The 25,472-nt window shown below is 43.2% G+C and carries 24 protein-coding genes and 1 tRNA gene; 7 read left to right on the plus strand and 18 right to left on the minus strand.

Features of this window, described 5'->3' with window-relative positions; all coding sequences use genetic code 11:
• Positions 1–25 precede the first annotated feature (25 nt).
• The gene (locus NH462_RS04505) at positions 26–523 is read right to left on the minus strand and encodes an RDD family protein (RefSeq protein WP_253104402.1); all 498 of its coding nucleotides are present in this window, start codon (positions 521–523) and stop codon (positions 26–28) included.
• 317 nt (positions 524–840) lie between these two features.
• On the opposite strand from NH462_RS04505, the gene NH462_RS04510 reads away from it, so the two are divergent.
• From NH462_RS04510 to NH462_RS04520, 3 genes are all read left to right on the plus strand, one after another.
• Positions 841–925, plus strand: a tRNA-Leu gene (locus NH462_RS04510).
• A gap of 540 nt (positions 926–1,465) precedes the next feature.
• Complete coding sequence (locus tag NH462_RS04515; RefSeq protein ID WP_019647236.1) at positions 1,466–2,857, plus strand: diguanylate cyclase; 1,392 nt, start codon at positions 1,466–1,468, stop codon at positions 2,855–2,857.
• A 44-nt stretch (positions 2,858–2,901) separates the two neighbouring features.
• Complete coding sequence (locus NH462_RS04520; protein ID WP_253104405.1) at positions 2,902–4,704, plus strand: HAMP domain-containing sensor histidine kinase; 1,803 nt, start codon at positions 2,902–2,904, stop codon at positions 4,702–4,704.
• A 400-nt stretch (positions 4,705–5,104) separates the two neighbouring features.
• On the opposite strand, the gene NH462_RS04525 is transcribed toward NH462_RS04520, so the two are convergent.
• The 7 genes from NH462_RS04525 to NH462_RS04555 all read right to left on the minus strand — a co-directional run bounded on the left by NH462_RS04525 (position 5,105) and on the right by NH462_RS04555 (position 11,257).
• Positions 5,105–6,937, minus strand: coding sequence for a DUF885 domain-containing protein (locus NH462_RS04525; protein WP_253104407.1), 1,833 nt, complete (start codon positions 6,935–6,937; stop codon positions 5,105–5,107).
• Positions 6,938–7,016: 79 nt separating this feature from the next.
• Positions 7,017–8,153: a radical SAM family heme chaperone HemW gene (gene hemW / locus NH462_RS04530; protein ID WP_253104410.1), complete on the minus strand. Its 1,137-nt coding sequence runs from the start codon at positions 8,151–8,153 to the stop codon at positions 7,017–7,019.
• Positions 8,150–8,743, minus strand: a complete 594-nt coding sequence (locus NH462_RS04535) for an XTP/dITP diphosphatase (protein ID WP_253104413.1) — start codon at positions 8,741–8,743, stop codon at positions 8,150–8,152. The genes hemW and NH462_RS04535 overlap by 4 nt, the downstream gene beginning before the upstream one ends.
• Positions 8,744–8,750: 7 nt before the next feature.
• Positions 8,751–9,185 (minus strand): DUF4426 domain-containing protein, encoded by a 435-nt coding sequence (locus NH462_RS04540; protein ID WP_253104416.1) that lies wholly within the window; start codon positions 9,183–9,185, stop codon positions 8,751–8,753.
• Between the two features lie 10 nt (positions 9,186–9,195).
• Complete coding sequence (locus tag NH462_RS04545) at positions 9,196–9,729, minus strand: YggT family protein (RefSeq protein ID WP_010379021.1); 534 nt, start codon at positions 9,727–9,729, stop codon at positions 9,196–9,198.
• A gap of 9 nt (positions 9,730–9,738) precedes the next feature.
• Positions 9,739–10,560, minus strand: a complete 822-nt coding sequence (gene proC, locus NH462_RS04550) for a pyrroline-5-carboxylate reductase (RefSeq protein ID WP_039494449.1) — start codon at positions 10,558–10,560, stop codon at positions 9,739–9,741.
• Positions 10,561–10,573: 13 nt separating this feature from the next.
• On the minus strand, positions 10,574–11,257 hold the full coding sequence (locus NH462_RS04555) for a YggS family pyridoxal phosphate-dependent enzyme (protein ID WP_253104419.1): 684 nt from the start codon (positions 11,255–11,257) through the stop codon (positions 10,574–10,576).
• A gap of 30 nt (positions 11,258–11,287) precedes the next feature.
• Here NH462_RS04555 and NH462_RS04560 point away from each other — a divergent pair, with 30 nt between their 5' ends.
• Genes NH462_RS04560 through NH462_RS04570 form a run of 3 tightly spaced genes read left to right on the plus strand, consistent with a single transcriptional unit; the run spans position 11,288 to position 14,335 of the window.
• Complete coding sequence (locus NH462_RS04560; RefSeq protein ID WP_010379026.1) at positions 11,288–12,334, plus strand: type IV pilus twitching motility protein PilT; 1,047 nt, start codon at positions 11,288–11,290, stop codon at positions 12,332–12,334.
• A gap of 14 nt (positions 12,335–12,348) precedes the next feature.
• Positions 12,349–13,470, plus strand: a complete 1,122-nt coding sequence (locus NH462_RS04565) for a PilT/PilU family type 4a pilus ATPase (protein ID WP_253104422.1) — start codon at positions 12,349–12,351, stop codon at positions 13,468–13,470.
• Positions 13,448–14,335, plus strand: coding sequence for a hypothetical protein (locus tag NH462_RS04570; protein WP_253104425.1), 888 nt, complete (start codon positions 13,448–13,450; stop codon positions 14,333–14,335). Before NH462_RS04565 ends, NH462_RS04570 begins: the two co-directional genes overlap by 23 nt.
• A gap of 12 nt (positions 14,336–14,347) precedes the next feature.
• Here the strand turns inward: NH462_RS04570 and NH462_RS04575 are convergent, their stop codons facing one another.
• The 7 genes from NH462_RS04575 to NH462_RS04605 all read right to left on the minus strand — a co-directional run bounded on the left by NH462_RS04575 (position 14,348) and on the right by NH462_RS04605 (position 19,892).
• The gene (locus NH462_RS04575; protein ID WP_253104429.1) at positions 14,348–15,388 is read right to left on the minus strand and encodes an alpha/beta hydrolase; all 1,041 of its coding nucleotides are present in this window, start codon (positions 15,386–15,388) and stop codon (positions 14,348–14,350) included.
• 218 nt (positions 15,389–15,606) lie between these two features.
• Positions 15,607–16,056 (minus strand): Holliday junction resolvase RuvX, encoded by a 450-nt coding sequence (gene ruvX, locus NH462_RS04580; RefSeq protein ID WP_017217006.1) that lies wholly within the window; start codon positions 16,054–16,056, stop codon positions 15,607–15,609.
• 42 nt (positions 16,057–16,098) lie between these two features.
• Positions 16,099–16,656 (minus strand): YqgE/AlgH family protein, encoded by a 558-nt coding sequence (locus NH462_RS04585; protein ID WP_010379034.1) that lies wholly within the window; start codon positions 16,654–16,656, stop codon positions 16,099–16,101.
• Between the two features lie 19 nt (positions 16,657–16,675).
• A complete protein-coding gene (gshB, locus tag NH462_RS04590) occupies positions 16,676–17,635 on the minus strand; it encodes a glutathione synthase (protein ID WP_010379037.1) in 960 nt (319 codons plus the stop codon).
• 57 nt (positions 17,636–17,692) lie between these two features.
• Complete coding sequence (rsmE, locus tag NH462_RS04595; protein ID WP_253104431.1) at positions 17,693–18,427, minus strand: 16S rRNA (uracil(1498)-N(3))-methyltransferase; 735 nt, start codon at positions 18,425–18,427, stop codon at positions 17,693–17,695.
• Positions 18,428–18,489: 62 nt separating this feature from the next.
• Positions 18,490–18,987 (minus strand): hypothetical protein, encoded by a 498-nt coding sequence (locus NH462_RS04600; protein ID WP_010379041.1) that lies wholly within the window; start codon positions 18,985–18,987, stop codon positions 18,490–18,492.
• Positions 18,988–18,998: 11 nt separating this feature from the next.
• The gene (locus NH462_RS04605; RefSeq protein ID WP_029215930.1) at positions 18,999–19,892 is read right to left on the minus strand and encodes a hypothetical protein; all 894 of its coding nucleotides are present in this window, start codon (positions 19,890–19,892) and stop codon (positions 18,999–19,001) included.
• A 79-nt stretch (positions 19,893–19,971) separates the two neighbouring features.
• On the opposite strand from NH462_RS04605, the gene glnE reads away from it, so the two are divergent.
• Positions 19,972–22,770, plus strand: coding sequence for a bifunctional [glutamate--ammonia ligase]-adenylyl-L-tyrosine phosphorylase/[glutamate--ammonia-ligase] adenylyltransferase (gene glnE, locus NH462_RS04610; protein ID WP_253104434.1), 2,799 nt, complete (start codon positions 19,972–19,974; stop codon positions 22,768–22,770).
• 441 nt (positions 22,771–23,211) lie between these two features.
• On the opposite strand, the gene NH462_RS04615 is transcribed toward glnE, so the two are convergent.
• From NH462_RS04615 to NH462_RS04625, 3 genes are all read right to left on the minus strand, one after another.
• On the minus strand, positions 23,212–23,700 hold the full coding sequence (locus NH462_RS04615; RefSeq protein ID WP_145957339.1) for a hypothetical protein: 489 nt from the start codon (positions 23,698–23,700) through the stop codon (positions 23,212–23,214).
• Between the two features lie 41 nt (positions 23,701–23,741).
• A complete protein-coding gene (locus NH462_RS04620) occupies positions 23,742–24,587 on the minus strand; it encodes a hypothetical protein (RefSeq protein ID WP_010379046.1) in 846 nt (281 codons plus the stop codon).
• Between the two features lie 269 nt (positions 24,588–24,856).
• Positions 24,857–25,465 (minus strand): TcpQ domain-containing protein, encoded by a 609-nt coding sequence (locus tag NH462_RS04625; RefSeq protein ID WP_010379047.1) that lies wholly within the window; start codon positions 25,463–25,465, stop codon positions 24,857–24,859.
• Positions 25,466–25,472: the final 7 nt, after the last annotated feature.

The following is a 25,472-nucleotide window of genomic DNA, read 5'->3' on the forward strand; positions in this document are numbered from 1 at the left end:
AATAGGCTGCTATTTGAAGCTTAGATTAGTCTAAGCTGTTATACACCTTTTTATTTTCCTCTTTGCTCAGTACCACTACCTCAGTACCACACAGCATATCCTGGAGCGATCTTTTCTTTTTAAAGTCTAACAACACTATTAGATTACCAAGCCCAAGTAGCGCGCATAGGCTACGAGCGATTGCTTTTGGCCAAGTTAACAGTGCTCCGTCGGGGGTTTGCACTTTTAGGCGCCATGCGCGCATACCGATAGTTTGACCGCTCTTAGTCCAAAAATAGGCAAAAAACAGCACCGAAACCAACACCAATAACGTGGCTCTAAGTGTATATAAGATAGGATCCGCTTGGATCAGCGCCGATACGTCTTCATGATTGCCAAGTGCGAGCATGTTAAATGAAATTAAGGCATTGATGGTTAGTAAAAATAACACGGTAGTCAGCATTGCGAACGCGACGACCACTAAGCTGTCGTATATAAGTGAAGCCAAGCGACGGCTGAAATTCGCTGGAGCAAAATGTGACATAACAACTCTCATAATTACAAGGTTGCGGAGTATTTTACACATAAACCGATAAAACGTTTACTGAATTACGTTAACTAATGGATTAGTAACATCTTGTCGTTACCGTTTTAGCAGGAATAAAGTTGACTTTAGGGTAATATTTAACTGCTTGTGCACAAATAACAGGCAGTTAACGCCTTATTGCAAAAAAATTACTTGCCGTTCTTAATCGCCTTTGTATAATGCAAAGCATAGAGACGAAGGCAAATAAAAAAAGCCTGAGCTCAAAGTGGTTTTTCTTTATTTTCTCTTGTTTTAGAAGATGAAAGAAAAATTATGCCAGTGTGATGGAATTGGTAGACATGACGGATTCAAAATCCGTTGCCTTCGGGCGTGGCGGTTCAAGTCCGCCCACTGGTACCACTTTTTATAACCCTTGCTTTCTAGCAAGGGTTTTTTTATGCCTGAATTGTAGGTCGAGATTTATCTCGACGAATTGGACGCCACGCGGGTGGCGCTAATACAGGTTAAGAGTCCGCCCACTGGTACCACTTTTTATAACCCTAACCGATTGGTTGGGGTTTTTTATGCCTCAAATTTATGCTTTGAAATTATGGTATTGGACTTGGGCGCCACGCGGGTGGCGCTAATACAAGTTAAGAGTCCGCTCACTGGTACCACTTTTTATAACCCTTGCTTTTTAGCAAGGTTCTTTATGCCTGAATTGTAGGTCGAGATTTATCTCGACTTATTGGGTTTATCTCGACAAATTGCTTTTAGCGTCACATAACAGGTGCTATTCGCCGTTACAAATCAAGCTACCTCCACGGTTCAACCCATTATTCTAAACTGACAGTTACTTTCTCACAAAACTGGCAGTTTTCGGTAAATTGCCTATGCTTTTGTAATTAAATTGGTTTATTGTAGATTTAAGCAACTAAATTTTACTAGGCAAGCGAGGCGATGAAGGTAACTGTAGAAAAGCAAACCATAGTGCTGTTATCGTTATTTACCATCGTGTTCTGGAGTTTGACGTTCTACGCGGTAAATCTTATTTCTCATTCCATTGTAGTTCAGGAGATCAGTGAAAGGACCGAGATAGTGAGGTCTAACGTATCGCTTGTTCGCGCAAAAATTGAAAATGCCATCTTTATGGATACCTATTTGGCTGAGAGCTTGGCTACTTTTGTTACAATCGATCCTGATTTTGCTATTGAGCATTGGTCGCATGTCGTATCAAAAGCGGTTGAAAAGTCGACGCTAATTCGTCATGTTGGTCTTGCTCCGAATAATATCATTAGTCATGTCTATCCTGTTGAAGAGAATCGAGCAGCTATCGGTTTCGATTTTCGTACTAACCCTGAACAATTTCGCACCGTTGAAATTGCCAGAACCTCTCAAAAGGTGTTTATCGCCGGTCCATTACAGCTAGTGCAAGGCGGTGAAGCCTTGATTGCGAGGTTTCCTGTGTTTTCAGATTATCCGAGGAATGAAAGCTACTGGGGCGCAATTAGTGTAGTTTTAGATTATCAAAAGTTGCTTGAATATAGTGGCATTAACGATTTGGACAGCGCCGTTTTAGCTATTCGAGGTCGAGATGGATTAGGTGAACAGGGGGATGTCTTTTATGGCTCTGCTACCTTGTTTGAAACACCAGATCTAGTCATCCCAATCAATTTACCATCTGGTGAATGGCAGCTTGTGGCTGATTATCAAATAGACGAGAGCACTTATGCAAAAGCAAGACAGCAAGCACAGATTTTGGTTACTGCTGTTGCTTCAATATTATTTCTCTCGTTATTAGTACTCTATCGAGCGTATCACTTAGCACATACAGCCTCGCTGCAAGACGACTTAACTAAGTTGCCTAACCGTCGCTATGCGATTAGGCAACTCAATACGTTACTTGGTCGTTCAGAGCAACCGTCATTTGTGCTGCTTAACCTCGATCTAAATAATTTTAAACAAGTAAACGATAAGTTTGGTCATGAAGTGGGAGATAAGCTGTTGCTTCATGTCTCGTCAATTTTGATGAACTCAGTGCGTGTGTACGATTTTATCGCACGCTTAGGTGGGGATGAGTTTGTTATTATTTTACACAGAGTGTCAGAAGACGCTTTGGTTAACTCAATTATAAAAAATATTAAGGAGCAGGTTGAAAAGCAACCGCTGCAAGTTGATAGGCACACTATTCAAACGACGGTAAGCGTTGGCTATGCTTTCCCTACAGCAAACCAAGATAGTGTCTCAGAACTCATGGCTCGCGCCGACCACAACATGTATTACGATAAAAATCTGTCGCAACGACAGCAAAACAAAAGTGAGGTTTTGGAAACAAATCAGGAAACCCACTAGAACTATACTAAGCTTACAGAGTATCAATTAAGTGAGAATGTGCCGTGCAGCTAAAGCAGTCAGTTCTATTTTTCAAAATTGCCGCGTTGACTTCTGCGATTGTGATCATTTTCGTCAGCTGGTTTTTGTATTACGAAGTGAGTCGTAGTGCCCGCCTTACCGCACAACTTACTCAATTGCAAACCGCTCTACAACGAACCATGGATCAAGAAGAGCATATTCTTATTCGAGCACAAAAAGATGATGTTTCTGCCATCCCACAATTAAAGTACAGCTATCAGGATAGCTTTAGTAACTTACTTAATTCTATGGCCAATGAAGAGGCCTTGCTGCCGTTGCTATTACAACTCGATGAACTGTCAAAAGCCTACTTTGGTAAACTAGATGAACTTATCCGCTTACATGAGCAGCTCGGCTATGACGAAAATGCAGGCATTTATGGTGAGTTCAGACGTAGCGCTCATGCTTTACAGGATCGAATTTCTGGTAAGGCTATGCCTCGGTTGGAAATTGCCATATTGGAATTAAGGCGTAGAGAAAAAGACTTTTTGTTAAGAGCTGACTTAAGTTATTTGCAGCAGCATGAACAACTCGTCATGCATGCTGAGCAACTAATCAAAGACAATGCGCTCAGTGAAGAGATAAGCAATTTGCTTAAACGTTATGAAGCGGGTTTTGCAAGCTATGTTGCTATTTTGCGAAAGCTAGGTTTGCACGATGGTGAAGGCGTACGTGCGGAGCTATTCACCGAGAAGCAAAAATTACGAAGCCAGTTTGAGCTAGTATCAATCCGTACCCAAGCCGTTACGCAAGAACGTAAAGAAAGTATCATTTTATATGGCCTCATTTTAATTGTACTGATGAATATTGCTGTGCTTATCTTACTGAATTATCAAAATAGCAAAGTCACACGGCATATACTGGCTATCAATAAAGTACTCGTAAAAGTTGCTAAGCTTGAAGACTTTAGTTTAAGGGTGAATATTGACGGTAACGATGAGATTGCACAAATTGCTCATCAACTCGATGACCTATTAGCATTTATTGAAACCTTGCTTGCGCGCCTAAGCGCAGCGCAGCAACGCTTAATCGAAGAAGCCAAAATGGCGAGTTTAGGAAATATGGTGAGTGGCTTTGCCCATGAGCTTAATACGCCGCTTGGTGTTGCTATTACCAGCCAATCGCATTTAAAAGAGCAAGTCGCGACACTAAAATCGCAACTTGAACTTGGTAAGTTACAGCGGCAAACCTTGACGACACTAATTACTGAGGCAGAAGCCGCGCTATATTTATTAGAAAATAACCTCCACCGCACAGCCTCGCTGGTAGATGATTTTAAGCTTGTGGCAGTGAATCGAGAGTTTGAAGAAAAGAGCACGTTCAACCTTAAGCATTTAGTTAAAAATGTCTTTGATTGCTACCAATCAGAATTAAACCAAGAAGACTATGCCATTGAACTCGAAATCCCCGAAAACCTAACTTTGATCAGCTACCCGTCGGTGTTTAGCCAAGTTGTTGGGTACAGTATTAACAACTGCATCAAGCACGCCAAGATTGACGGGCAAAAGCTGAATATTGTGGTATCTACCGTATTAATTAATGATTATATCCATTTTTATTTTAAAGATGACGGCGCGGGAATAGATAAAGAGCTATTGCCCGCTATCTTTGAGCCTTTCGTTACTTCGAAGCGTTTTTCGGGAGGTACAGGGCTTGGCTTGAGTATTGTATATAACTTAGTAACACAGAAGTTGAAGGGCGAAATCAAAATGCAAAGCCCTGCGCATGGCGGTGCCTGCTTGCATATTATTTTAACCGGAACAGAGTTTAATTTTACAGAAGAGTAAGTAACCTGAGCTTTGGATAATTAACGCCTTTCTAGCAGCCAGTTTTTGTGCTAACTGCGTTGAATTCACTTCCAATAGCTAGCTATTGGTGAATAAATTCGCCTTGCCTACAGGATGTAGGTACCAGGGCGGTAGCAGGACGCGAGAGCGGGGTTATCCCCAAAACTCTCTGGCTAGATAAGGAAATAATTTAATGTGAATTTAAAAGCAATTAGTTAGCTCATTCCTTATCCAAACCTCAGGTTAAGTAACCTGAGCGCGGAATAACAACTCGCTCTCTAGTGGCCGTTATTTCTTATACCGATTTGCTTATCTGAATACAGCTTATGTAAGGTAAATAAAGTAAAAAGCCAGCATGCATGATCATGCTGGCTTTTATTCGATTCATTGGCAGTAGGTATTAGCCTTTTTTACTTGCTACCCATTCATCAACAAATGATTCAAGCACGTTTAGTGGAACAGGGCCATTTTTCAGTACGACGTCGTGGAACTCACGAATATCAAACTTATCGCCTAGTTCTTTCTTAGCGGCTTCACGAAGTTCTAGGATCTTCAACATCCCCACTTTGTACGCAGTGGCTTGTGAAGGCATAACAACATGGCGCTCTACCATCTTCACAGCGTCTGACTTAGCATTTGGTGTGTTGTTTACGTAGTAATCAATACCTTCTTGACGTGTCCACTTCATTGCGTGGATCCCCGTATCTACCACTAAGCGGCACGCACGCCATAATTCCATCGCTAAGCGACCAAAATCTGAATAAGGGTCTTCGTATAAACCCATTTCTTTTGGTACAAGCTCAGAATATAAACCCCAACCTTCGATGTATGCAGTGTAGCCACCAAACTTACGGAATTTAGGCATATCTTCTAGCTCTTGAGCAATCGCGATCTGCATGTGGTGACCCGGAATACCTTCGTGATAAGCCAAGGCTTCCATTTGGTAAGTAGGCATCGCTTCCATGTCGTAAAGGTTTGCATAGTAAACACCAGGACGTGAGCCATCAGGCGCGGGTTGCTGGTAGAACGCTTTACCTGCAGATTTTTCGCGGAATGCCTCTACGCGTTTTACTATCATGTCCGCTTTTGGCTTAACGATAAACAGCTCATCCAAGCGTGACTTCATATTATCGATCATCGCTTTGGCTTCGGCTAAATATTGTGCCTTACCGGCTTCTGTATTTGGAAGGTAAAATTGCTTGTCGGTTTTCATGAACTCCATAAAGGCTTTTAAATCGCCTTTGAAGCCCACTTTCTCTTTAATTGCTCGCATTTCGTCATGAATACGCGCCACTTCAGATAAACCGATTTCGTGAATTTCTTCAGCGCTTAATGCTGTGGTTGTCGTACGTGCTAGGGCGTTATTATAAAACTTTTCGCCGTTAGGGAACTTCCATGCACCATCACGATTGTCTGCTTTTTTCTCAAGTTTATGTAGGTAGCCAATCAACTTGTTATAAGCAGGTTTTACTGCTGTTGTTAGCGCGTCTGTTGCTTCTTTAACCAGCGCTGATTTCTCGTTTTCACTGATTTCAAGTGTTGCTACTTTGCGTTTGAAGTCAGCCAATAATGTTGAGTCGTCACCAGCTACAAATGGCGCACCTTTGATAATATTTTCGCTTGATTCAATGACGTGAGGGAAAACGAATTTTGGTGCAATAATACCTTTATCTGCACGCGCTTTTAAGTCAACGATGAGCTGATCAAATACAGCCGGTACACCGTTTAAACGAGAGATATATGCTTTGGCATCTTTCACATCGGTAATTTGATGCTGGTTGATTAAAAATGCAGGCACCATTGAGTGTGTACCATACATCTGATTGACCGGATAAGAATGATAACGCCATTTAAAATCTGCAATGGTGTTTTCAAGACCTTGCTTGAATAAGTCGTAGCTCACTTGCGTATTGGCATCTAGTTTATTTCGATCAATTGCATTAAGTGCAGCTAAGTCTTGTTTCGTCAGTTCAAGATCTTCAAGTTGGCGCGCTTCGCTGCCGTCATCCCACTTGTCGTAGTCTTGTTTGATACCCATATAAGTTTGGTAAACTGGGCTACGCATTACGCCACGGGTAAACGACGCTTCAAAAAGTGCGTTTGCCTTTTCTACTTCACTTTTTACGACTTGTTGTTCAGCTTTTGGAGCAGGTGCTGGAGAGTGTGTGGTTTGTTGACAGCCAGCAAAAAGCGCGACGCTTACCGCTGCTGCTAAAATGGTTAATTTACGCATTTTATACCCTTTTATTATATGTTGCCGAATGGCGGTTTTCATGCGGGTTGCAGTGAATATCACCCGCATAATTTCTATATTAAACAAATAACTCTAGCAGATCGTTGAGGTATCGGTGGCCTTTATTTGTAACTAGCCATGAATCGTTAGTTTCCTCAATCAAACCCTTATTTACGGCCTCAGCAATTTGCGTTGCAATAGCGCTAAGTTCAAGACCAGTGTAGTCAATAAACTGTTGTTTTGATGCGGCAGTTTTTAAACGGAATACATTCATAAAAAACTCAAATGGTCTGTCATTGTTTGCAACATGCCACTGCTCATACAAATAGGGTTTACTCAGATCCATATAGCCGCGAGGGTGTTTTATCTTTACGGTTCTTAAGATCTGTTGCTGCTCAGGCAAAGTGATTTTGCCATGTGCACCACAGCCGATCCCGAGATAATCGCCAAATTGCCAATAATTCAAGTTATGTCGACATTGAAATCCCGCTTTGGCATAGCCTGAGATCTCATATTGCTGGTAGCCGTGCTCTGCAAGTAATGCCTGACCTTGTTCTTGGATGTCCCACAGTGTTTCATCCTCAGGTAAAACCGGAGGCTTAGAGGCAAACTGCGTATTTGGCTCAATGGTTAATTGATACCAAGAAAGGTGTGGCGGTGCCATCGCAATGGCTTTTTCTAAATCACCTAAGGCATCGCTAACAGATTGATTGGGAAGGCCATGCATCAAATCAAGATTAAAGCTGTTTAACCCAGCTTGGTGGGCTTCTTGAGCGGCGTTTAGCGCTTCTTGCTCGCCATGAATGCGACCAAGTTGAGTAAGCTTTTCCTGTTGTAAGCTTTGCACACCTATCGAAATACGATTGATGCCAGCCGCAACATAATGTTTAAAACGATCTGTCTCAACTGTGCCTGGATTTGCTTCTAAAGTGACTTCAATGTCATCCTCAAAACCAATTAGCGCCTCAATTTCACTGAGTAAATAGCGGTACGCTTCACCTGAAAGCAGGCTAGGGGTGCCACCGCCAATAAAGATACTACTGAGTTTACGGCCCTGAACATAGTGAAGATCGGCTTTGATATCGTGGAGCAAATGTTGAATATATTCCGTTTCAGGAATATCGCCCTTTTTACCATGGCTGTTGAAATCACAGTAAGGACACTTTTGCACGCACCAAGGTACGTGCACATAAAGACTTAATGGAGGTAGTTTCACGCGAGGCCTTGAAAGTGACTGACGAGTTGTTTAAGTGCCTGTCCTCTATGGCTGATTGCGTTTTTTTCTTCCTTGGTTAGCTCTGCTGATGTGCAGTCTAAACCTTGTACCTTAAAGATTGGGTCGTAACCAAACCCTTCTCGGCCTTGTTGTGTTGTGGTGATTTCACCTTCCCAACTCGCCTGACAAATAATCGGCGTTGGGTCGTCAGCGTGGCGCATATAAACTAAAACACACCAAAAACGGGCGCTGCGCTCAGTTTGTTCACCAAGCGCTGCGAGTAAGTGATCAATATTTTTTTGGTCGTCGGCGTTTGCGCCAGCATAACGCGCTGAATATACACCAGGTGCGCCGTTTAATGCGTCTACCTCAAGGCCTGAGTCATCGGCAATGGTAGGCAAGCCAGAAATCTTAGCAGCATGACGAGCCTTGATAATGGCGTTTTCCACAAAGGTCGTGCCGGTTTCTGCAACCTCTGGCACGTTGAAATCACTTTGCGGTAATACCTCAATGTCATACTGATTTAGCATCGCGCTAAGCTCTTTGACTTTACCTTGGTTGCCCGTGGCAAGTACCACTTTATTTGACATATTTTCTCTACTCTACATAAAACTTCTGTGAGAACGCGAGTTTGCGGCTTTGCTTACCTTCACTGATCTCAATGTCGAAACGAAAAATATCTTCATCGTCGTAATCTAATTGGGCAAGGTAGTATATCGCCTCACCTTCTACGACTTCTTTAAACTCTAACTGTACGGTTTTACCAAGTAAGTTTTTGGCGCTACCTGCAACGCGTGCCTTAACCGCTGGTTTTCCTGGCTTGTCGGCCAAGACCGAGATATTCACAATCGCTTTGTTACCACTACGAATTAAGCCATACGCTTTTGCAATTGTGGGCTGAACAAAAGTAGACGGGAAGGCGATGTAATGCACTTCCCAAGGACCTAAGTCTTTAAATTGGCCGCCTTGTTCATCTTGAGCGAATGCGATTGGTGCAAGCAGCATCATTAACGCAATAATAAATGGTTTCATTGGGATGCTCCTATCTCAGTAAATCCATCATTAGGATCTGCAAAAATTGCATGCCGATAATTAAGACTAAAATAGATAAGTCCAGTCCACCTAGTGGTGGTATCACTTTCCGAATAGGTCTTAGCATCGGCTCTGTTAATTGCTCGAACACGGCGGCAACTGGATTGTAGCCTTGCGCTACCCAACTTAAGATGGCGCGAATAATAAGGATCCAGAACACCAAACTAAATGCTTCTTTAACTACGGTAATAGCACCACCAATCAAGGCGCCTAAAGCGTCAAAGTAACCACCGAATAACGCCATCAGCGTCGCCATTTTGGCAAAGCCAATAATGAATGCCAGCACCAAAGAGGCAAGATCTAAACCGCCCACACCCGGAATGATTTTTCTCAGTGGGTTCACGGCAAAAGAGGTTGCTTTAACAACCGCTTGGCTTAGCGGGTTATAAAAGTCCGCTTTGACAAGCTGCAACCAGAATCGTAGTAATACGACCATTAAAAATAGATCAAATACGATCCCGACTAAAAATTGCATGGCATTCATTGGTCACCTTTAGATTTCTTTTTCCATTGCTTCAGCGCGCGCGATACATGCATCCATCGCGTCCGCTACGGTTTTTGGTAATTGTTGTGCTTTTAAGTGCTCAACGGCTGCGTGGGTTGTGCCACCTTTAGAGGTGACGTTGGCGCGTAGCTGAGCAATGCTAATTTCAGGTTGCGATAATGCCATTTCAGCCGCACCTAGCGCAGTTTGCTGCACAAGCTTTCTGGCTTCCTCAGGACTAAAACCTAGGGCTTTAGCCTTTTCTTCAATGGCTTCCATAAATAAGAAGAAATACGCTGGAGACGAACCCGTTACCGCAATAACGTCGTTGATTTTCGACTCTTCATCAAGCCACAGGGCAATCCCCGTGGATGAAAATACTTGCTCAACATAGTCTTTTTCTTCATCGCTGATGTCGACGCCATACAAGCCAGACACACCGCGTCCAAGCAGTGATGGCGTGTTAGGCATACAGCGCACCATTTTTACCGGTTGGCCGAGCATTTCTCTCAGTCGTGCAACGGTAATTCCGGCGGCGACAGAGATAAACAGTTTATTGCTAATATCAATATCTGCATCTTGAAAGGTCTGACACAGCTCGGCCATCATCTGTGGTTTTACAGACAAGACAATGACGTCAGCCGCGGCGACTGCTTCTAGATTATCTTGTGTTGTTCTTACCGATAATTGCTCTGCGACTTTGGCAAGTTTCTCTGCATTGCGGTTGGTGGCAATAATAGACTGCGCGTCAAAGCCACTTTTGATCATGCCACCGATAATGGCATAGCTCATATTTCCCGTTCCAATAAATGCAATTGTCTTGTTTGACATTGTGTTATTCACCTCACTGTCGTTTGCCAAAAATATCAGTACCAATGCGAACCATAGTGGAACCTGCTGCAATCGCAGTATCTAAATCGCCACTCATTCCCATCGATAAGGTATCTAGCTGTTGATATTGGTCCTTTAGTCTATCAAAGCAAGCGCGCATTTGCTGGAAATATTGTAATTGCTTTTGTTTATCATCGGTTTGCTCAGTGATGGTCATCAAGCCTCGAAGCTCCAATTGACGACAGTCATTTATAAACTGCGCGAGCGTATCAACCTCATTGAGATGACAACCTGATTTGTTATCATCACCGCTAATATTGACCTGCAACAGCACCTTGAGTGGCTTTAAGTTCGTTGGTCTTTGTTCATTTAGCCTGCGTGCGATTTTCTCTCGATCCACGCTTTGTACCCAATGGAAGTTTTCGGCGACTAATCTTGATTTGTTGGACTGGATTGGACCAATAAAGTGCCATTCAATCGCTTTGTTTTGTTTGAAGTAGGCAACTTTATCAACGGCTTCTTGTACGTAAGATTCACCGAATCGGGTTTGACCTGCCGCAATCGCAGCCTCAATATCGGCGATAGGTTTGGTTTTAGAAACCGCGAGTAATTGTACTGTTTCGCTGAATTGACAGTTTTGCTTGGCTTTTTCTATCCTGCCGTAGGCGTTATCTAAGCGTTCTGCTATTGTAACCATATAGTACTAGTGCTCATTGTGGAGTTATAAATGGATATTACAGAATTATTGGCTTTTAGTGTTCAACACAAAGCATCTGACTTACACCTTTCTTCAGGTGTTTCCCCTATGATCCGTGTTGACGGGGACGTACGTCGGGTGAATATCCCGCCGTTAGAAGCAAAAGACGTCAGCAGCCTCATCTACGATATTATGAATGATAATCAACGTCGTGACTATGAGCAAAACCTTGAGGTAGATTTCTCGTTCGAAGTGCCAAATCTGGCGCGTTTTCGTGTTAACGCTTTTAATTCAAATCGTGGTCCTGCAGCGGTGTTCCGTACTATTCCAAATCAAGTGCTGAGCTTAGATGATTTGGGGGCACCAGACATTTTTACCAAGATTTCCGACAACCCACGTGGCTTAGTATTGGTAACCGGCCCGACAGGTTCTGGTAAATCAACCACGCTGGCTGCGATGGTGGATTATATTAATAACAACAAACATCACCATATTTTAACCATCGAAGATCCGATTGAATTTGTTCATGACAACAAGCAAAGCCTTATTAACCAACGTGAGGTACATAGAGACACGCACAGCTTTAACGCGGCGCTGAGAAGCGCACTCCGTGAAGACCCAGACGTTATTTTGGTCGGTGAATTACGTGATCTTGAGACCATTCGTTTAGCGTTAACTGCCGCGGAAACAGGTCACCTAGTATTTGGTACTTTGCATACTACCTCTGCGCCTAAAACTATCGACCGTATTGTGGATGTGTTCCCTGGTGAAGAAAAAGACATGGTGCGCTCTATGCTGTCAGAGTCGCTACAAGCGGTGATTTCACAAACGCTGGTGAAAAAAGTTGGCGGCGGGCGAATTGCGGCACATGAAATCATGCTCGGGATCCCAGCTATTCGTAACCTTATTCGTGAAGACAAGATTGCACAGATGTATTCGGCAATTCAAACCGGTGCAATGCACGGTATGCAGACCATGGATCAATGCCTTACAAATCTATTAAACCGTGGTTTGATCACCCAGCAGGATGCGCGCGCAAAAGCCCATGACAAAAATCAGTTTAATAGCGGCTATTAAGTAGTGGTGTAGCGATGAATATAGAACCGTTTTTGCAAACGATGGCCAATCAGCAAGCATCCGACTTATTCGTCTCGGCAGGGCTTGCGGTGAGCGCCAAAATTGATGGCGAACTTAGAGCGTTAAGTGAAGAAAGCTTAGATGCCGAGCAGGCACTGAACCTTGTTACCTCAATTATGAGCGACAAGCAAAAGCAAGAATTCTTTAACACTAAAGAGTGTAACTTTGCGATTGCTAACGATATTGGGCGTTTTCGTGTTTCAGCATTTTGGCAACGGGATTGTGCGGGCATGGTTATCCGCCGTATCGTTACTGCTATTCCAGATGTCAATGAGCTCGGTTTGCCGTCGGTACTGACCGATGTGATCATGTCCAAACGTGGCTTGGTGTTATTTGTGGGTGGTACGGGCACGGGTAAGTCAACCTCGCTTGCGGCACTACTCGGCTATCGTAATCGTAACCAACGTGGCCATATTTTGACCATTGAAGATCCTATTGAGTTTGTGCATCAACACCAAAAAAGTATCATTACTCAGCGTGAAGTGGGCATTGATACTGACAGTTTTGAATCTGCCCTAAAAAGCTCATTACGCCAAGCGCCAGATGTTATTTTAATTGGTGAAATTCGCTCGCAAGAAACCATGGAATATGCATTGAGTTTTGCTGAAACGGGGCATTTATGTGTTGCAACTTTACACGCCAATAATGCTAACCAGGCCATCGATCGTATCATGCACTTAGTCCCTAAAGAAAAGCACGATAAACTGAAGTACGATTTGGCGCTGAACTTGCGCGCTATTGTGGCGCAACAACTAGTGCCTTCTTCAAAAGGCGAAGGTCGAGAGGCGGCCATTGAAGTACTACTGAACTCCCCACTCGTTGCCGAGCTTATTAAAAAAGGCGATATTGGCTCAATTAAAGAGGCAATGGCAAAATCGAAAGACATGGGCATGCAAACCTTTGATCAAGCGTTGTTTGAACTTTATAAACAACAGCGGATCAACTACGCCGACGCACTACATCATGCTGACTCGCCAAATGATCTGCGCCTCATGATCAAGCTTCAAAATAACGAACAAAAAGGTGCGGGCTTCCTACAAGGGGTTACGGTAGATGGGTTGGATTCGAAGAACTAAACGCAGCTATCTATTCTTCGCTTTTGTGCTGAGCTTTGCTGGTGTACTTAATGCCAGCGAAGCACTTAATGTCTTTATTAGAGATGATGTCCTCGCTGATTATCAACGTTTTGTTGGTGAACGCGACGTCAAAAAAGTCACCGATTTTAGTGGCCAATATTTACGCCGTGATGTTGTCGATATGGTGATAGCACAGCAAGCTTTGCAAAAAGGTGGCTTCGACAAAGCATTTATTTTTACGCCTGGTTTTGTCAGTTTTCGTGAATCCAATTTGCTTGAAAAAGGGGAACAACTACTTCACTTTGATAGTTATTGGAAAGCAGATCTTGAAAATAAAGGTCGGCTGCTTTTTATCAGTGAGCCTGTTATTCAAAAAGGTCAGTATTTTGCTGGTATTTATCACGGGATAGATAATCAAAAAGTAAAGCAGCTAAAAGAGGAGCAAGGGCTCACCCAGCTAACTTCGGTATCCAACCCTAAGTGGCAGACCGATTGGCAAACCTTGGAGTCACTTCCGCTTAAACAGCTTTATGCTGAACCCGATTGGATGTCACAAGCGCGTATGGTGAGCAAAGGTTGGGTCGACTTTATGTTGATGCCGCTTATGCCTAAGCTAGATAATCGTTTTGTTTTGGAAGATGTTGAGCTCATTGCTAATGAGCATCTAGTTGTGCTGTTAAACGACAGCAGACATTTTGCGGTGTCTCGGCTTCACCCAGAAGGTGAGCGAGCGTTTGCTGCATTACAAAAAGGCCTAGCAATACTACGTGAGCAAGGCCGGATCACTAGCGCGTATCAGCAAGCAGGGTTAATACCTGATTTGAAGAAGTACCAAGTCGTAAACCCTACACGGGAACTACGCTAGTCATTCATACAGCTATTCGCGGGGAGAACTACTTTGCAACTTCACCCACTTGACGATAGTTTCGATTGCATTGGGAGCAAAGTGGTTTTTTTTAATCGAGAAAATCGCATCAAGTGGCAGCTCTGGTTTCATTAAACTGTGTGCAGCATCGGTAATAGTGATTTGTTCTAGCTTGGCGTTTGTTTGACTTGAGTTTGCAAAAGCGCGTGCAAACTCTAATTGGCTATGTTCTATGTCGACATGAAAATCGCTGTCGCCATAAATTGCTAGCATTGGTAAGTTTAGTCGAATAAAACCTTCAAATACATCTGCCTCAATATTTTTTCTGACGAAATTATAGCGTGCTTCATCTTCAATAGGCTTTGGCATAAAAGGGTCTTGATGTAACGCCGCGGAAATATATTGGTCGTATCCTGCTTTGATAAGTTGCATCTCTTCAATGCTCAGCTTCTCGATACGTGCTATCGCCGCATCATCATCTGCACTGATCTTTTCTTCCTCTATCAATCGTACCCACATACTGTATTGACTCTGGGCCTGCCAGTTTGCAGCCCCTCCAACCAGTACCATAAACTTGATATTTTCCTCGTCGTACAAGTTCGAAAATACCCAACTTGCTTGACTAAATCCTAGCACGGCTATTTTATTTTGCCGATAACCGGTGTTGCGCAGGTATCGAATTGCATCTTTTACTTCGGTAGCTCTATCATCCATAGATTGCGATAACCAGTTGCCTTGTGAGTTACCTACTCCTGGTTTGTCCCACGAGAAAGTAGCAATATTTGCACTTACTAAAGATTGTATTATGGGTAAATAATAGCCTTTTGCCGTAGTGTCCATTGCTCCATCACCATGAACAAAAATAACGATAGTATCTGTTTCTGTGAGGCTTTTAGGAGTATAGAGTCGTCCTTCAAGCTGGTGCTCGAAGGAATCGAAGGTATGCGTTGTATATTGAAGTTTGCCTTGTTCTGACTGATTGTTACAGGCAGATAATATACAAGCTAAAAAACAAGAGAATATTGTTACTAAGAGTTTGTGCTGTACTACCATGAGTTTTTCCTTAACCGGATGAGTCAGCAAACTATATGAGAATTTCATGTTAGAAACTGTGAGTAGTCGTCAAATTATTAGATTGATATTGTTTGAAGGGGTTAGAGTAAAGAAGCACTAATAGGTGCTCGATATGGCGAATTTTTACAGTTAGCTGCGCCTTTAATATCAATTATATAATTGATATTAAAGGTCAACAGAATAAAGAGTTAGGCTAGCTATTCCCACATTGCTTCAAAGTAGCTTTCGAGAATAATACAAGCAGACATGCCATCTACCTTACCTTTTGCAAGGTTCTTATAGCCACCTTGTTCAAATAAACGTGCTCTGGCGTCTGCTGTCGTCAAGCGTTCATCTTGTGTTTCTACCGGCAATCGGAAGTGGTTATGCAGGCGGTTGGCAAACTTCTTTGCTCTGAATGTTAAATCTTGATTGGTACCATCCATATTCAGTGGTAAGCCAACCACCAATAAATCAGGCTGCCACTCGTTAATGAATACGGCGATGTCATCCCAATTTGGAATACCATCGTTTGCCTTAACAGCACCTAAACTTGATGCGGTTGCAGTGATTTCTTGACCGATAGCCAAGCCGATACTTTTAGTGCCAAAGTCAAACCCGATGACGCTACGTTTACCTTTAGGCACTTTTTCTTTTTTGTTTTCCATGAATACTTCGTTTATTAACCTAAGCTCAAAATGACAGGCTAGTTACGCATGACCCGCTTGCGAGCTTAATTGTGCAACGTCGATACCAAGCATTTGCACTGCTTTTTCCCAGCGCTTTTCAGGTGGTGTATTAAATATGATTTCGGGGTCTGCCTCGACGACTAACCAAGTGTTTTCTTTCAGTTCTTTCTCTAGTTGACCACTTACCCATCCGGCGTAGCCCAAGGTGATGATAAATCCTTCGGGAGAGTGTGATGACGTTAAAGAGGCTAAAACATCTTTTGATGTGGTGATCATAATTTCAGAGCTAAGCTCTTGGCTTGAGGCGTAACCAAACTTTGGCGTATGTAATACAAAGCCTCTGTCGGTGTGAACAGGACCACCAGCGTAGATATTTACCTTAGCCGCTTGGCTAGATTTGTCGTTATCGATATCAATTTGATCAAGCAATTCGCCCACGGTGATATCGATAGGATGGTTTACCACCAACCCCATCGCGCCATCTTCGCTGTGTTCACAAAGATAGGTTACCGTATGATTGAAAAAAGGGTCGTCCATGCTGGGCATTGCCACTAAAAAGTGATTAGCGAGTGATTTCATAACCAGACCCCCTTAATGGTTAGTTTTTAGTATGGTCGAGTTTTCGCTCGATCGCATCATAAAACTTATCCATAATTGAAATGTCATATGCCGCTTCAATTTCTTTCACGCAAGTTGGTGCGGTCACATTGATTTCGGTAAGCTTATCGCCAATGATATCTAGGCCAACGAATATCAGGCCCTTTGCCTTTAACGTTGGGGCAATGGCTTCGGCAATTTTCCGGTCCGATTCGCTAATCGGTCTTGCTTCACCACGGCCACCTGCCGCGAGATTACCACGAGTTTCACCGCCTTGTGGAATGCGGGCCAAGCAGTACGGCATCACTTCACCATCTACCACTAACACGCGCTTGTCACCGTCTTTAATGGCTGGTATATAGTTCTGCGCCATAGCATAGCGGGAACCATGCTCGGTAAGTGTTTCGCAGATCACGCCAATATTTGCGTCATCTTGTTTCACTCTAAAAATAGACGCGCCACCCATCCCATCCAAAGGCTTGAGAATGATATCGCCATGTTTAGCTAAAAACTCGCGAATTTGTGATTGATTACGCGTAACCAAAGTATCTGGAGTATGTTCGCTAAACCACGCAGTAAAGAGCTTTTCATTGGCGTCGCGCAGGCTTTGTGGTTTATTTACCACAAGCGAACCTGCAAGTTCAGCGCGCTCAAGAATATAAGTGGCGTAAATATATTCAGTGTCAAAAGGCGGATCTTTACGCATTAAAATAACGTCAAGGTCGCCTAAATCGATTTCTTGTTTCTCAGCTAGTTCATACCAATGGGAAGTATCGTCAAATACCTGCGCTTTTGCTGCTGTCGCTTTGGCAACGCCTTGGTACAAGAAAAGGTCATTCATTTCCATGTAATACAATTCATAGCCGCGCTGCTGTGCCGCCAGCATCATGGCAAACCCGGTGTCTTTTTTAATGTTAAAGCCACTGATTGGATCGGAAATGATCCCTAATTTAATCGTCATAGACGCTCCCATTGCGCTTGCTGAGTTTACCCATGATATGGGGGTTACTCTATGTATTTAAAGTGCTAAATCGCCGAATTGCAGCTGTAGTGCGCTTAGTACTGTTAGAGCCGCGGTTTCAGTACGAAGTACACGTGGGCCTAAACGGACATCAACAAACCGCTGTTGAGCGGTGGCGTCAAGCTCCTCATCGGTAAAGCCGCCTTCAGGCCCCACTAAAAAGCGGATCCCAGACTGGGTATACGGCAGTGTTTTTATTGAATGTTCGGCCCGAGGATGTAGTGTGATTTTTAACTCGTCGCTTTGCTGTGCAAGCCATTCAGACAACTCCATCGGCGGGTGAATAACAGTGATGGTATTACGTCCGGATTGCTCGGCTGCGGCAATTGCTATCTTTTGCCATTGCTGGTGTTTTTTTGCTAGACGCTCACCACTTAATTTAACGCCGCAGCGTGTGGTAAACAAAGGAGTAATTTCGCTCACACCCAGCTCTACCGACTTTTGAATTGTGAAGTCCATTTTATCACCGCGAGAAATCCCTTGCCCAAGATGTATGGCAAGTGGAGATTCTACATTTTTGTCTTCAAATGACTCAGGTACAGCAACGACTTTCTTTTTCCCAACTTCACTTAATTGACATAGGTACTCGCCACCTTGTCCGTTGAACAGGCTGACTTTATCTTTGGTTGTCATTCTAAGCACTCGGCCTATGTGTCCTGCGGCGTCATCATCCAAAGTAACTGGAACGCCAATGACCAAGGGCGAGTCTTGATAAATATGTGGAATACGCATAATTCGATTATTCAGTTGCTGTTTTGTGGCAATGGTAAGCGCTCGCGCACGGTTAGTCTATATCATCCTGCCACTTTAGCTTTACCGCATAGTAACCCGGTGAGCTTGGCAAGCATCAAGTCAGGGTCGGGGAGGCCAGCGGTATCCGGATGACAAGATAAGTGATTGATTAATGCTTGTGAGTGCAGTTTAGTGATCTGAAAACCTTGCGGGGATTGTTCGATTAAAAACCGGTGGGGGTGAAGAGAATCAAAAATAAAGCGCTGCTCCTCGGTGGCTAAATGATAGTCCAGAGAATAGAGCAGCACGGCATGAATGTTATGGTGACGATGCAAATAGCTGGCAAGTTCAGAGACGCTGATTTCATTGTCAAAGTCACAATAACAGTAGTCTTTTATTTGCTCTTTAAACATCATCTTAAGCATGTGTTTGGTATTGTCACCCGCGATAATAATGTTGCTGGCTTGGCTAGAGCGCACGTTTTGCAAATGCTCGACGAGTTCTTGGCTAAAATCCCAATTGCTATCTACCAATAAAAATCCATCACTTAAAGCGTTCATGCAATATTGCGTTACACCGAAAACAAGTTAATAAGTAAATAGCCTATGGAGCAGAAAACCGCAAACTCCAAACATGCGATACCAACGTTATCTTGGTGGTCTACCTCTAAGCCAATATTGACCTTAGGTAAGGATAAATGCAGTAATACGTAGCTACCAATGTAAAGAAAAAGCCACATTACACCGCAATGCATGACAACCGAAAACAAGTTTTCTACCACTTTTGCACCATGGTAGGGAGCGCTGTGCAGCCCCGCATACATGGCTAAAGAGAGGCCGATGGATTTGCCCGCATAACGAATACCAATCGAAGTGTTTCTGAGATTAAAGTTTTGTTGTAAAGAAGCCCCTTGGTTAAACTTGGCAAAACGACTTTCTCTGATTTTACTATCTAGCGTATAAAGTAGCTGCAATAGCATAAAGCCAAGGGCTACGACTAATAGATCGCTCCAGCCTTTCGGGTGCACCCAATGATATAAACCAAGCACCAATATGGTGTTACCGAGTAACATGCCAGAGTCCACCATCGCGGCGCAGATATTTTGCTTTAAAATCGCTTCTTCTTCGTCAAACTGATACAAAATCCATTTGCGATGGATCCATTGGCCGAAGTATACAAAGGCAATGATCAACCCAATATGTAAGGCCACTTGCAGAGGGTGTGCCTGCGCTCTTACCACGCCTAAATCATTGAATAAATATGCAACACAAATACACAGCATCGTCACTTGACTGGCATAGCTGATCCCAAGTGCAAAGTTGTCACGTTGTGCGAGCTCGTCATCCAGGAGATTGTTGGCGCTACGCTGGATCATTAAGCGCAGCAAAATAGTCAAACCGCAGACAATGACAAAGCAAATCAAAATCGCTAAAAAGTTGATATTGTTTAAAGACAAATAACTCATACTCGGTGTAAGGTTGTGTTTTAGATAGAGTTACTATAACACTGCTCACAAAGAGAGCCAGCCTACCGTGGAGTTTTTTATGTCGGAATTGTTTGTTCAAGCAGCGCTGAATACGCTTGCTCAAGAGCGTTACCAAATGATTTATGGTGATGCGCCGATGGAGCCCAAACTGGCACGGTTACTGGCGCTGAGTGATTTTGCCGAGCGTACACTTGCACGATTTCCTGAGTGGGGAGCTTGGCTGCTCGATGATACGCAGATGCAAATGCGCGATTGTCCTGATGTGTTTGACTTCTCCGCGCCATTGGTTGAAGAAAAACAAGCTTGGCAGAAGCTGCGTCACTATCGATTAAAGTATTGGCTTAAAGTGATGTGGCTGGATTTGGTTGCAGGCAATGAGATTGATGACAGTATTCGCTATGTTTCCCAGCTGTCCGATACTTTGGTTTCAAATGCTTACCAATGGGCGTACTTAAGCGTAGAAGCGCAATCAGGCTCACCAAAAGATGAGGCTGGTAACTCGATACCTATGACGGTATTAGGCATGGGAAAGCTTGGCGGTAAGGAGCTGAATTTTTCCTCTGATATCGATTTGATCTTTGCCTATCCAAGAAGTGTCGACACATCCGGTGGCCGGCGTAGCATTGAGGCGCAAGTTTTTTACACTCGAGTGGCACAAAAACTTATTTCAGCGCTTAATCAAGTTACCATTGATGGCCAAGTATTCAGAGTCGATATGCGTTTAAGACCGTTTGGGGATAGTGGTCCTTTGGTGATGAGCTATGCCGCGATGGAAGACTATTACCAAGACCAAGGTCGAGAATGGGAGCGCTATGCGATGTTAAAGGCGCGGCCAATTGGTGAGTTATCGCCGTATTGGCAAGAGTTTTACGATCTAATCCGGCCGTTCGTCTATCGCCGTTATATCGACTTTTCTGTGATAGATTCACTGCGAAAGATGAAAAACATGATTGCCCAAGAGGTGAGACGCAAAGGCTTAACGAATAACATTAAGCTAGGCGCTGGTGGCATTCGAGAAGTAGAGTTTATTGTGCAGGCTTTGCAACTGATACGCGGCGGTCGCGAAACGCCATTACAAACACCGTCATTGTTACAGGCGTTAGAAGAGCTTGAAGCGCTTGAGATTGTCCCTATCGAGGTCAAAAATCGTCTGCATGAGAGCTATTTAGTGCTGCGTAAAGTTGAGCAATATCTACAAGCATTTGACGACAAACAAACGCAAACTTTACCCGACAACAACTTAGACTGCCTGCGCCTGAGCCACTTATTGCAATGTAACGATTACGCTGAAGTCGAGCGAATGCTAAAGGTTGTGACGCAGCATATCCGGGCTGAGTTTAGCCAAGTTATTGGTGAATCGCCCGAAGAAGAATTAGATGAAGACGATAGCGCGGTTTATGCATGGCAAACGGGAGAAATTGCGCAGCTGGGCCAGTGCCGAGCTGCGCCGTGTTTTGAGACTTGGCAAACTGACTTGATGGAGTTTAAACAAGGGCTAAGTAAAAAGCAGGCAGGCACCCGTGGTCGCGATATTCTCGATAAGTTAATGCCAGCTTTGTTACGAGAGCTCAGTAAACAAAACATGGCGCCAGCGCTCGCTCGTGTGCTCAGTGTGATCAATAAAGTGGCGTCTCGTACTGCATATTTGGAGCTACTTTACGAAAATCACGGTGCGTTGACTCAACTTATCAAACTTTGTTGTCATAGCGCGTGGATTGCTGAGCATATTGCGAAATATCCGATCCTCCTTGATGAGCTTATCGATCCACAAACTCTCTATAAACCTTTACCATTAACGGCCTATAAAAATGAGATCCAGCAAGCATTTTTGCGTATAGATGAGCAAGATGTTGAGCTACAGATGGAAGCGCTGCGACAATTTAAACAAACGCATCAGCTAAAAGTCGCGGCTGCAGACGCCACTGGTGTGCTGGATATTATGAAGGTGAGCGATCATCTAACTGCGCTTGCTGAGGCGATTATCGCAAAAGCCGTCGATATTGCTTGGGGGCACATGGTGGCACGTTTTGGTGTGCCTGAAGGTGCAACAATAGAAGAAAAAGGCTTTGCTGTAATAGCGTATGGCAAGGCGGGGGGTTATGAGCTTGGTTACAACTCAGATCTAGACTTAGTGTTTGTGCATAATCGTGACGGCGAAAGTCAAACTCAGGGTGATAAACCTATCTCTTCAAGACAGTTTTATATGAAGCTGGCACAGCGCTTAATGCATTTGTTCAATACCAAAACGCTCTCTGGCATGCTTTACGAATTAGACACTCGACTTCGCCCTGAAGGAAACTCGGGCTTACTCGCTATCAATCTAGAAAGTTTTTACCAATACCAGTTAGAGCAAGCTTGGACATGGGAGCATCAGGCGCTGGTCAGAGCTCGTATGGTGTTAGGTGAGCCGCAAATGGCTGCACGATTTGAGGAAATACGCCATGCAATACTAATGCAGCAGCGAGACGTGCCTAAATTGGCGGAAGATGTTCGCAATATGCGTGAAAAAATGCGAGCCCACCTTAACCAAGATAGCGACACTCACTTTGACTTAAAGCAAGGAGTGGGTGGAATGACTGACATTGAATTTATCAGTCAGTTTATCGTTTTGCGATATGGGAATCAGTACCCGGAACTTTGTATCTATCCAGATAATATTCGTATTTTAGAGGCTGCAAAGCTGGTCTCAGTTATATCAGAGGATGAGTGCAAAAGTTTAGTGGATGCTTATTGTTTCTACCGTGATACTTATCATTATCAGTGCCTAAATGCGGGCGCACGATGTATTGATTTAACGGAATGCGAAAGCATGAGAAATGCTGTAAGCGATATTTGGCACACAACTTTAAGTATTTAGTGAAACTGGTATAAGATTCTTTAGTTGTTAGTTTTAGCGTCGAGTGTCCTAAAGAAGGATAAAAATCAGTATTTTAGCTTTTATCTGGGCTTCACCATTATTCAATGGGAGAAAGCAAACTACAGTACTGTGGTAGCGAGGTAAATAACCTGAGGTTTGGATAAGGAATGAGCTAACTCATTGTTTTTTAGTCACCTTAAACTATCTTCTTATCTAGCCTGAGAGTTTTGGGGATAACTCCGCTCTCGCGTCCTGCTACCGCCCTGGTACCTATATCCTGTAGGCAAGGCGAACTTACGCACCAATGCCTGGCTATTGGAAGTGAATTCGACGCAGTTAGCGCTAAAACTGGCTGCTAGAAAGGCATTAATTATCCGAAGATCAGGTTAAATATAAGGCCAATACAAATCGAGTGATTGGCCTTATTTCAAGTATTTACTATTAAGGGATCATACCACAGCGCCACACTCTCACTGTTTGAGTTTCCGTGCGGCAGTTGGTCTTAATTGTCTCTGTTGATGTTGTAGTTACTAGCTTGTTGTTAGTTAACCCTATATTACCGCTGTAAGTGTAATTGCTAATCCACCTTCTTCCTTCTGGATCTGTGTACCAATAAGTTCCAGTTCTTGAAGTGTAAACGCTAGAAGGGCAAGTATTAGACTGTTCAATGATCCTCAAGCCTGTTTCATAGCTTGTCATTGGTAGTGGAAAGTCTGGTTCATGCCATAAATGGCCTAACCAGGTGACACCCCCATAGCTACAATGTCTTTTTGTCGTTTCAACCGTTCTCGTTTCAGTGTCACAAACTTGAACTTGTCGTGTTTGATAATCCCAATAACCTTGCCCTCCTGGGCAGTCGATTCTGGCTTCAGAGACTGAGCTACATGCGAGTAGTGTAGTTCCTAATACGGATAGATAAAAGTTCTTCATTTTATTCCTTTATTATTAGTTATAGTTAAATGCAACTTTAATCAGTATGTAAACTGTAGGAGCTGCTGTTCATTGAAAAGTGACTTTATTTCAGCCAGCTTTTCAAAGTCGGTGGAAACTTGTTGCTTGGCATAAGGGCTGCCTGCGGTACCTAGCGTGATATCACTTGGCGTACTAAAAACAGATTGACTTAATCGAGATACCTCTTGTTTTTGATACTCTGATAATTCAATTTTATTTAATTCATTTTGTAACATGGCTAACTTTTGACTTGCTAACAGCTTTTGCTCTCTTAATTCAAAGGCTTGATATTGCTTAATTTGATCTGCGCTTAATAAGCTGCTAACGGTTGTTGCGAAAGACTTGGCATTATTTTGTAGTTTATACTCGAAATCAGCTCGAATTTGAGGAACATTCGTAGGATCTAATGATGCTGTCGCTTGATAATGCTCCCAGATCTCATAGTCTTGATTTGCCTTTGCCATTAAGGCTTCTTGTAATTCGACTTTTTCAACATCATCAAGCTCCATCTCAGCAGACAAGTGACTGACCGTGGGCATAACATTGACAACCTTCAAGTTATCAAGTGAAACAGCGCGAGGCGCTGATAGTTCAGGTTTTGGCAGTTGAGAGAAGGTTGATTGAAGCTCGTCTGTGTTATCTAAGTTCGTAAAGTTTGAGTCTCTCTTTGTTTGGCTTTCAACTAATCTCTTATGCAATTCACTGTTTTTAGATTCGATCTGCGCTAACTCTGTTTGAAGTGTATTAATAGTTTGTAGATGAGTGTCATTAATTGACTCTGCAACCTGTGGCTGATTAGTGGAGAAGATAAAATAAGCAGAAGCTAAAGTAATGCCCGTAAAAAAGGAAATCAAAGAGTTAAACATGATGCACATTGTTTTTTATTTTTATTATTTGTTTCTATATTTGATCCTTTGTTATTTTTTGTAAAGTTTTATTTGTGCTTTTGTTGAGCTAAACGATATAAATTAACTTTTAGGAATGCGCTTGAAATTAGGTATTTGTATGAAGAACAATCGTACTTTCTAAATTTAGTTAGTTGATTTTTATTCTTATTTTTTAATTCTATGGAGGAGGTTGCTTTGGTGTAATTGCTTCCTTTAAGCATAGTGGACTAAAGGAAGCTTGTATTTTGTTAGCCCGCTAGCTTACGACAGTTTTCACGTACATAGATTGGTGGGTTTTCGGTGATAACCGCAGCGCGCTCTCGTGGGCAGAAAAATGTGTAGACTTGAAATTCAAAGTCGTCGTTTATCGCCGTTCCAACCTGATAGAGTGCAGAAACAAAGTCGGTATCGAGACGGAAGTTATATTTCACCACGTAATCTCGCTCTAGATACCAAAATAGTTCCACACCTTCTTCTTTGGCTTGCTTTGTAAGCACATCTTTAAGTGTGTCTCCCGTATCGAAGCGTCTTGGTTGCTTCTCACCGGTCCATTTGGGGTTAGATGGTTTAACTGCAAGCGCTCTTTGTGCTAGCGCATCATCGAGCGGATAGGTGGGCTTTCCGAGTGTGATAACGTATTTTTCACGATCAGTATCACGATTGCTCATGCTATTTCTAAAGCTTTCGTAAAATTGCGACAGGCCTTGCGCTGCAACATTGGTGGTTTCTCTAAAGTTCATGTCTTTGGAGGCACCAAAAAGAAAATAGTAGGCAGCCCAAATGAGTAACACACCCAGTGACAGATGTTTAGCCCAAAACCAGATTGATGATAATTTATTTTTTTTCTTCTTAGCCATTTCAAAC

It is taken from the genome of Pseudoalteromonas sp. OANN1 (assembly GCF_024124685.1).
GTDB lineage: Bacteria > Pseudomonadota > Gammaproteobacteria > Enterobacterales > Alteromonadaceae > Pseudoalteromonas > Pseudoalteromonas piscicida.

What these genes read in the sequence shown, in the direction of transcription:
- NH462_RS04505 (WP_253104402.1), bottom strand. Translation starts at nt 523, where the DNA reads ATGTCACATTTTGCTCCAGCGAATTTCAGCCGTCGCTTGGCTTCACTT.
- NH462_RS04515 (WP_019647236.1), top strand. Translation starts at nt 1,466, where the DNA reads ATGAAGGTAACTGTAGAAAAGCAAACCATAGTGCTGTTATCGTTATTT.
- NH462_RS04525 (WP_253104407.1), bottom strand. Translation starts at nt 6,937, where the DNA reads ATGCGTAAATTAACCATTTTAGCAGCAGCGGTAAGCGTCGCGCTTTTT.
- NH462_RS04535 (WP_253104413.1), bottom strand. Translation starts at nt 8,743, where the DNA reads ATGTCAAATAAAGTGGTACTTGCCACGGGCAACCAAGGTAAAGTCAAA.
- NH462_RS04540 (WP_253104416.1), bottom strand. Translation starts at nt 9,185, where the DNA reads ATGAAACCATTTATTATTGCGTTAATGATGCTGCTTGCACCAATCGCA.
- NH462_RS04545 (WP_010379021.1), bottom strand. Translation starts at nt 9,729, where the DNA reads ATGAATGCCATGCAATTTTTAGTCGGGATCGTATTTGATCTATTTTTA.
- proC (WP_039494449.1), bottom strand. Translation starts at nt 10,560, where the DNA reads ATGTCAAACAAGACAATTGCATTTATTGGAACGGGAAATATGAGCTAT.
- NH462_RS04555 (WP_253104419.1), bottom strand. Translation starts at nt 11,257, where the DNA reads ATGGTTACAATAGCAGAACGCTTAGATAACGCCTACGGCAGGATAGAA.
- NH462_RS04560 (WP_010379026.1), top strand. Translation starts at nt 11,288, where the DNA reads ATGGATATTACAGAATTATTGGCTTTTAGTGTTCAACACAAAGCATCT.
- NH462_RS04565 (WP_253104422.1), top strand. Translation starts at nt 12,349, where the DNA reads ATGAATATAGAACCGTTTTTGCAAACGATGGCCAATCAGCAAGCATCC.
- NH462_RS04570 (WP_253104425.1), top strand. Translation starts at nt 13,448, where the DNA reads ATGGGTTGGATTCGAAGAACTAAACGCAGCTATCTATTCTTCGCTTTT.
- NH462_RS04575 (WP_253104429.1), bottom strand. Translation starts at nt 15,388, where the DNA reads ATGGTAGTACAGCACAAACTCTTAGTAACAATATTCTCTTGTTTTTTA.
- ruvX (WP_017217006.1), bottom strand. Translation starts at nt 16,056, where the DNA reads ATGGAAAACAAAAAAGAAAAAGTGCCTAAAGGTAAACGTAGCGTCATC.
- NH462_RS04585 (WP_010379034.1), bottom strand. Translation starts at nt 16,656, where the DNA reads ATGAAATCACTCGCTAATCACTTTTTAGTGGCAATGCCCAGCATGGAC.
- gshB (WP_010379037.1), bottom strand. Translation starts at nt 17,635, where the DNA reads ATGACGATTAAATTAGGGATCATTTCCGATCCAATCAGTGGCTTTAAC.
- rsmE (WP_253104431.1), bottom strand. Translation starts at nt 18,427, where the DNA reads ATGCGTATTCCACATATTTATCAAGACTCGCCCTTGGTCATTGGCGTT.
- NH462_RS04600 (WP_010379041.1), bottom strand. Translation starts at nt 18,987, where the DNA reads ATGAACGCTTTAAGTGATGGATTTTTATTGGTAGATAGCAATTGGGAT.
- NH462_RS04605 (WP_029215930.1), bottom strand. Translation starts at nt 19,892, where the DNA reads ATGAGTTATTTGTCTTTAAACAATATCAACTTTTTAGCGATTTTGATT.
- glnE (WP_253104434.1), top strand. Translation starts at nt 19,972, where the DNA reads ATGTCGGAATTGTTTGTTCAAGCAGCGCTGAATACGCTTGCTCAAGAG.
- NH462_RS04615 (WP_145957339.1), bottom strand. Translation starts at nt 23,700, where the DNA reads ATGAAGAACTTTTATCTATCCGTATTAGGAACTACACTACTCGCATGT.
- NH462_RS04620 (WP_010379046.1), bottom strand. Translation starts at nt 24,587, where the DNA reads ATGTTTAACTCTTTGATTTCCTTTTTTACGGGCATTACTTTAGCTTCT.
- NH462_RS04625 (WP_010379047.1), bottom strand. Translation starts at nt 25,465, where the DNA reads ATGGCTAAGAAGAAAAAAAATAAATTATCATCAATCTGGTTTTGGGCT.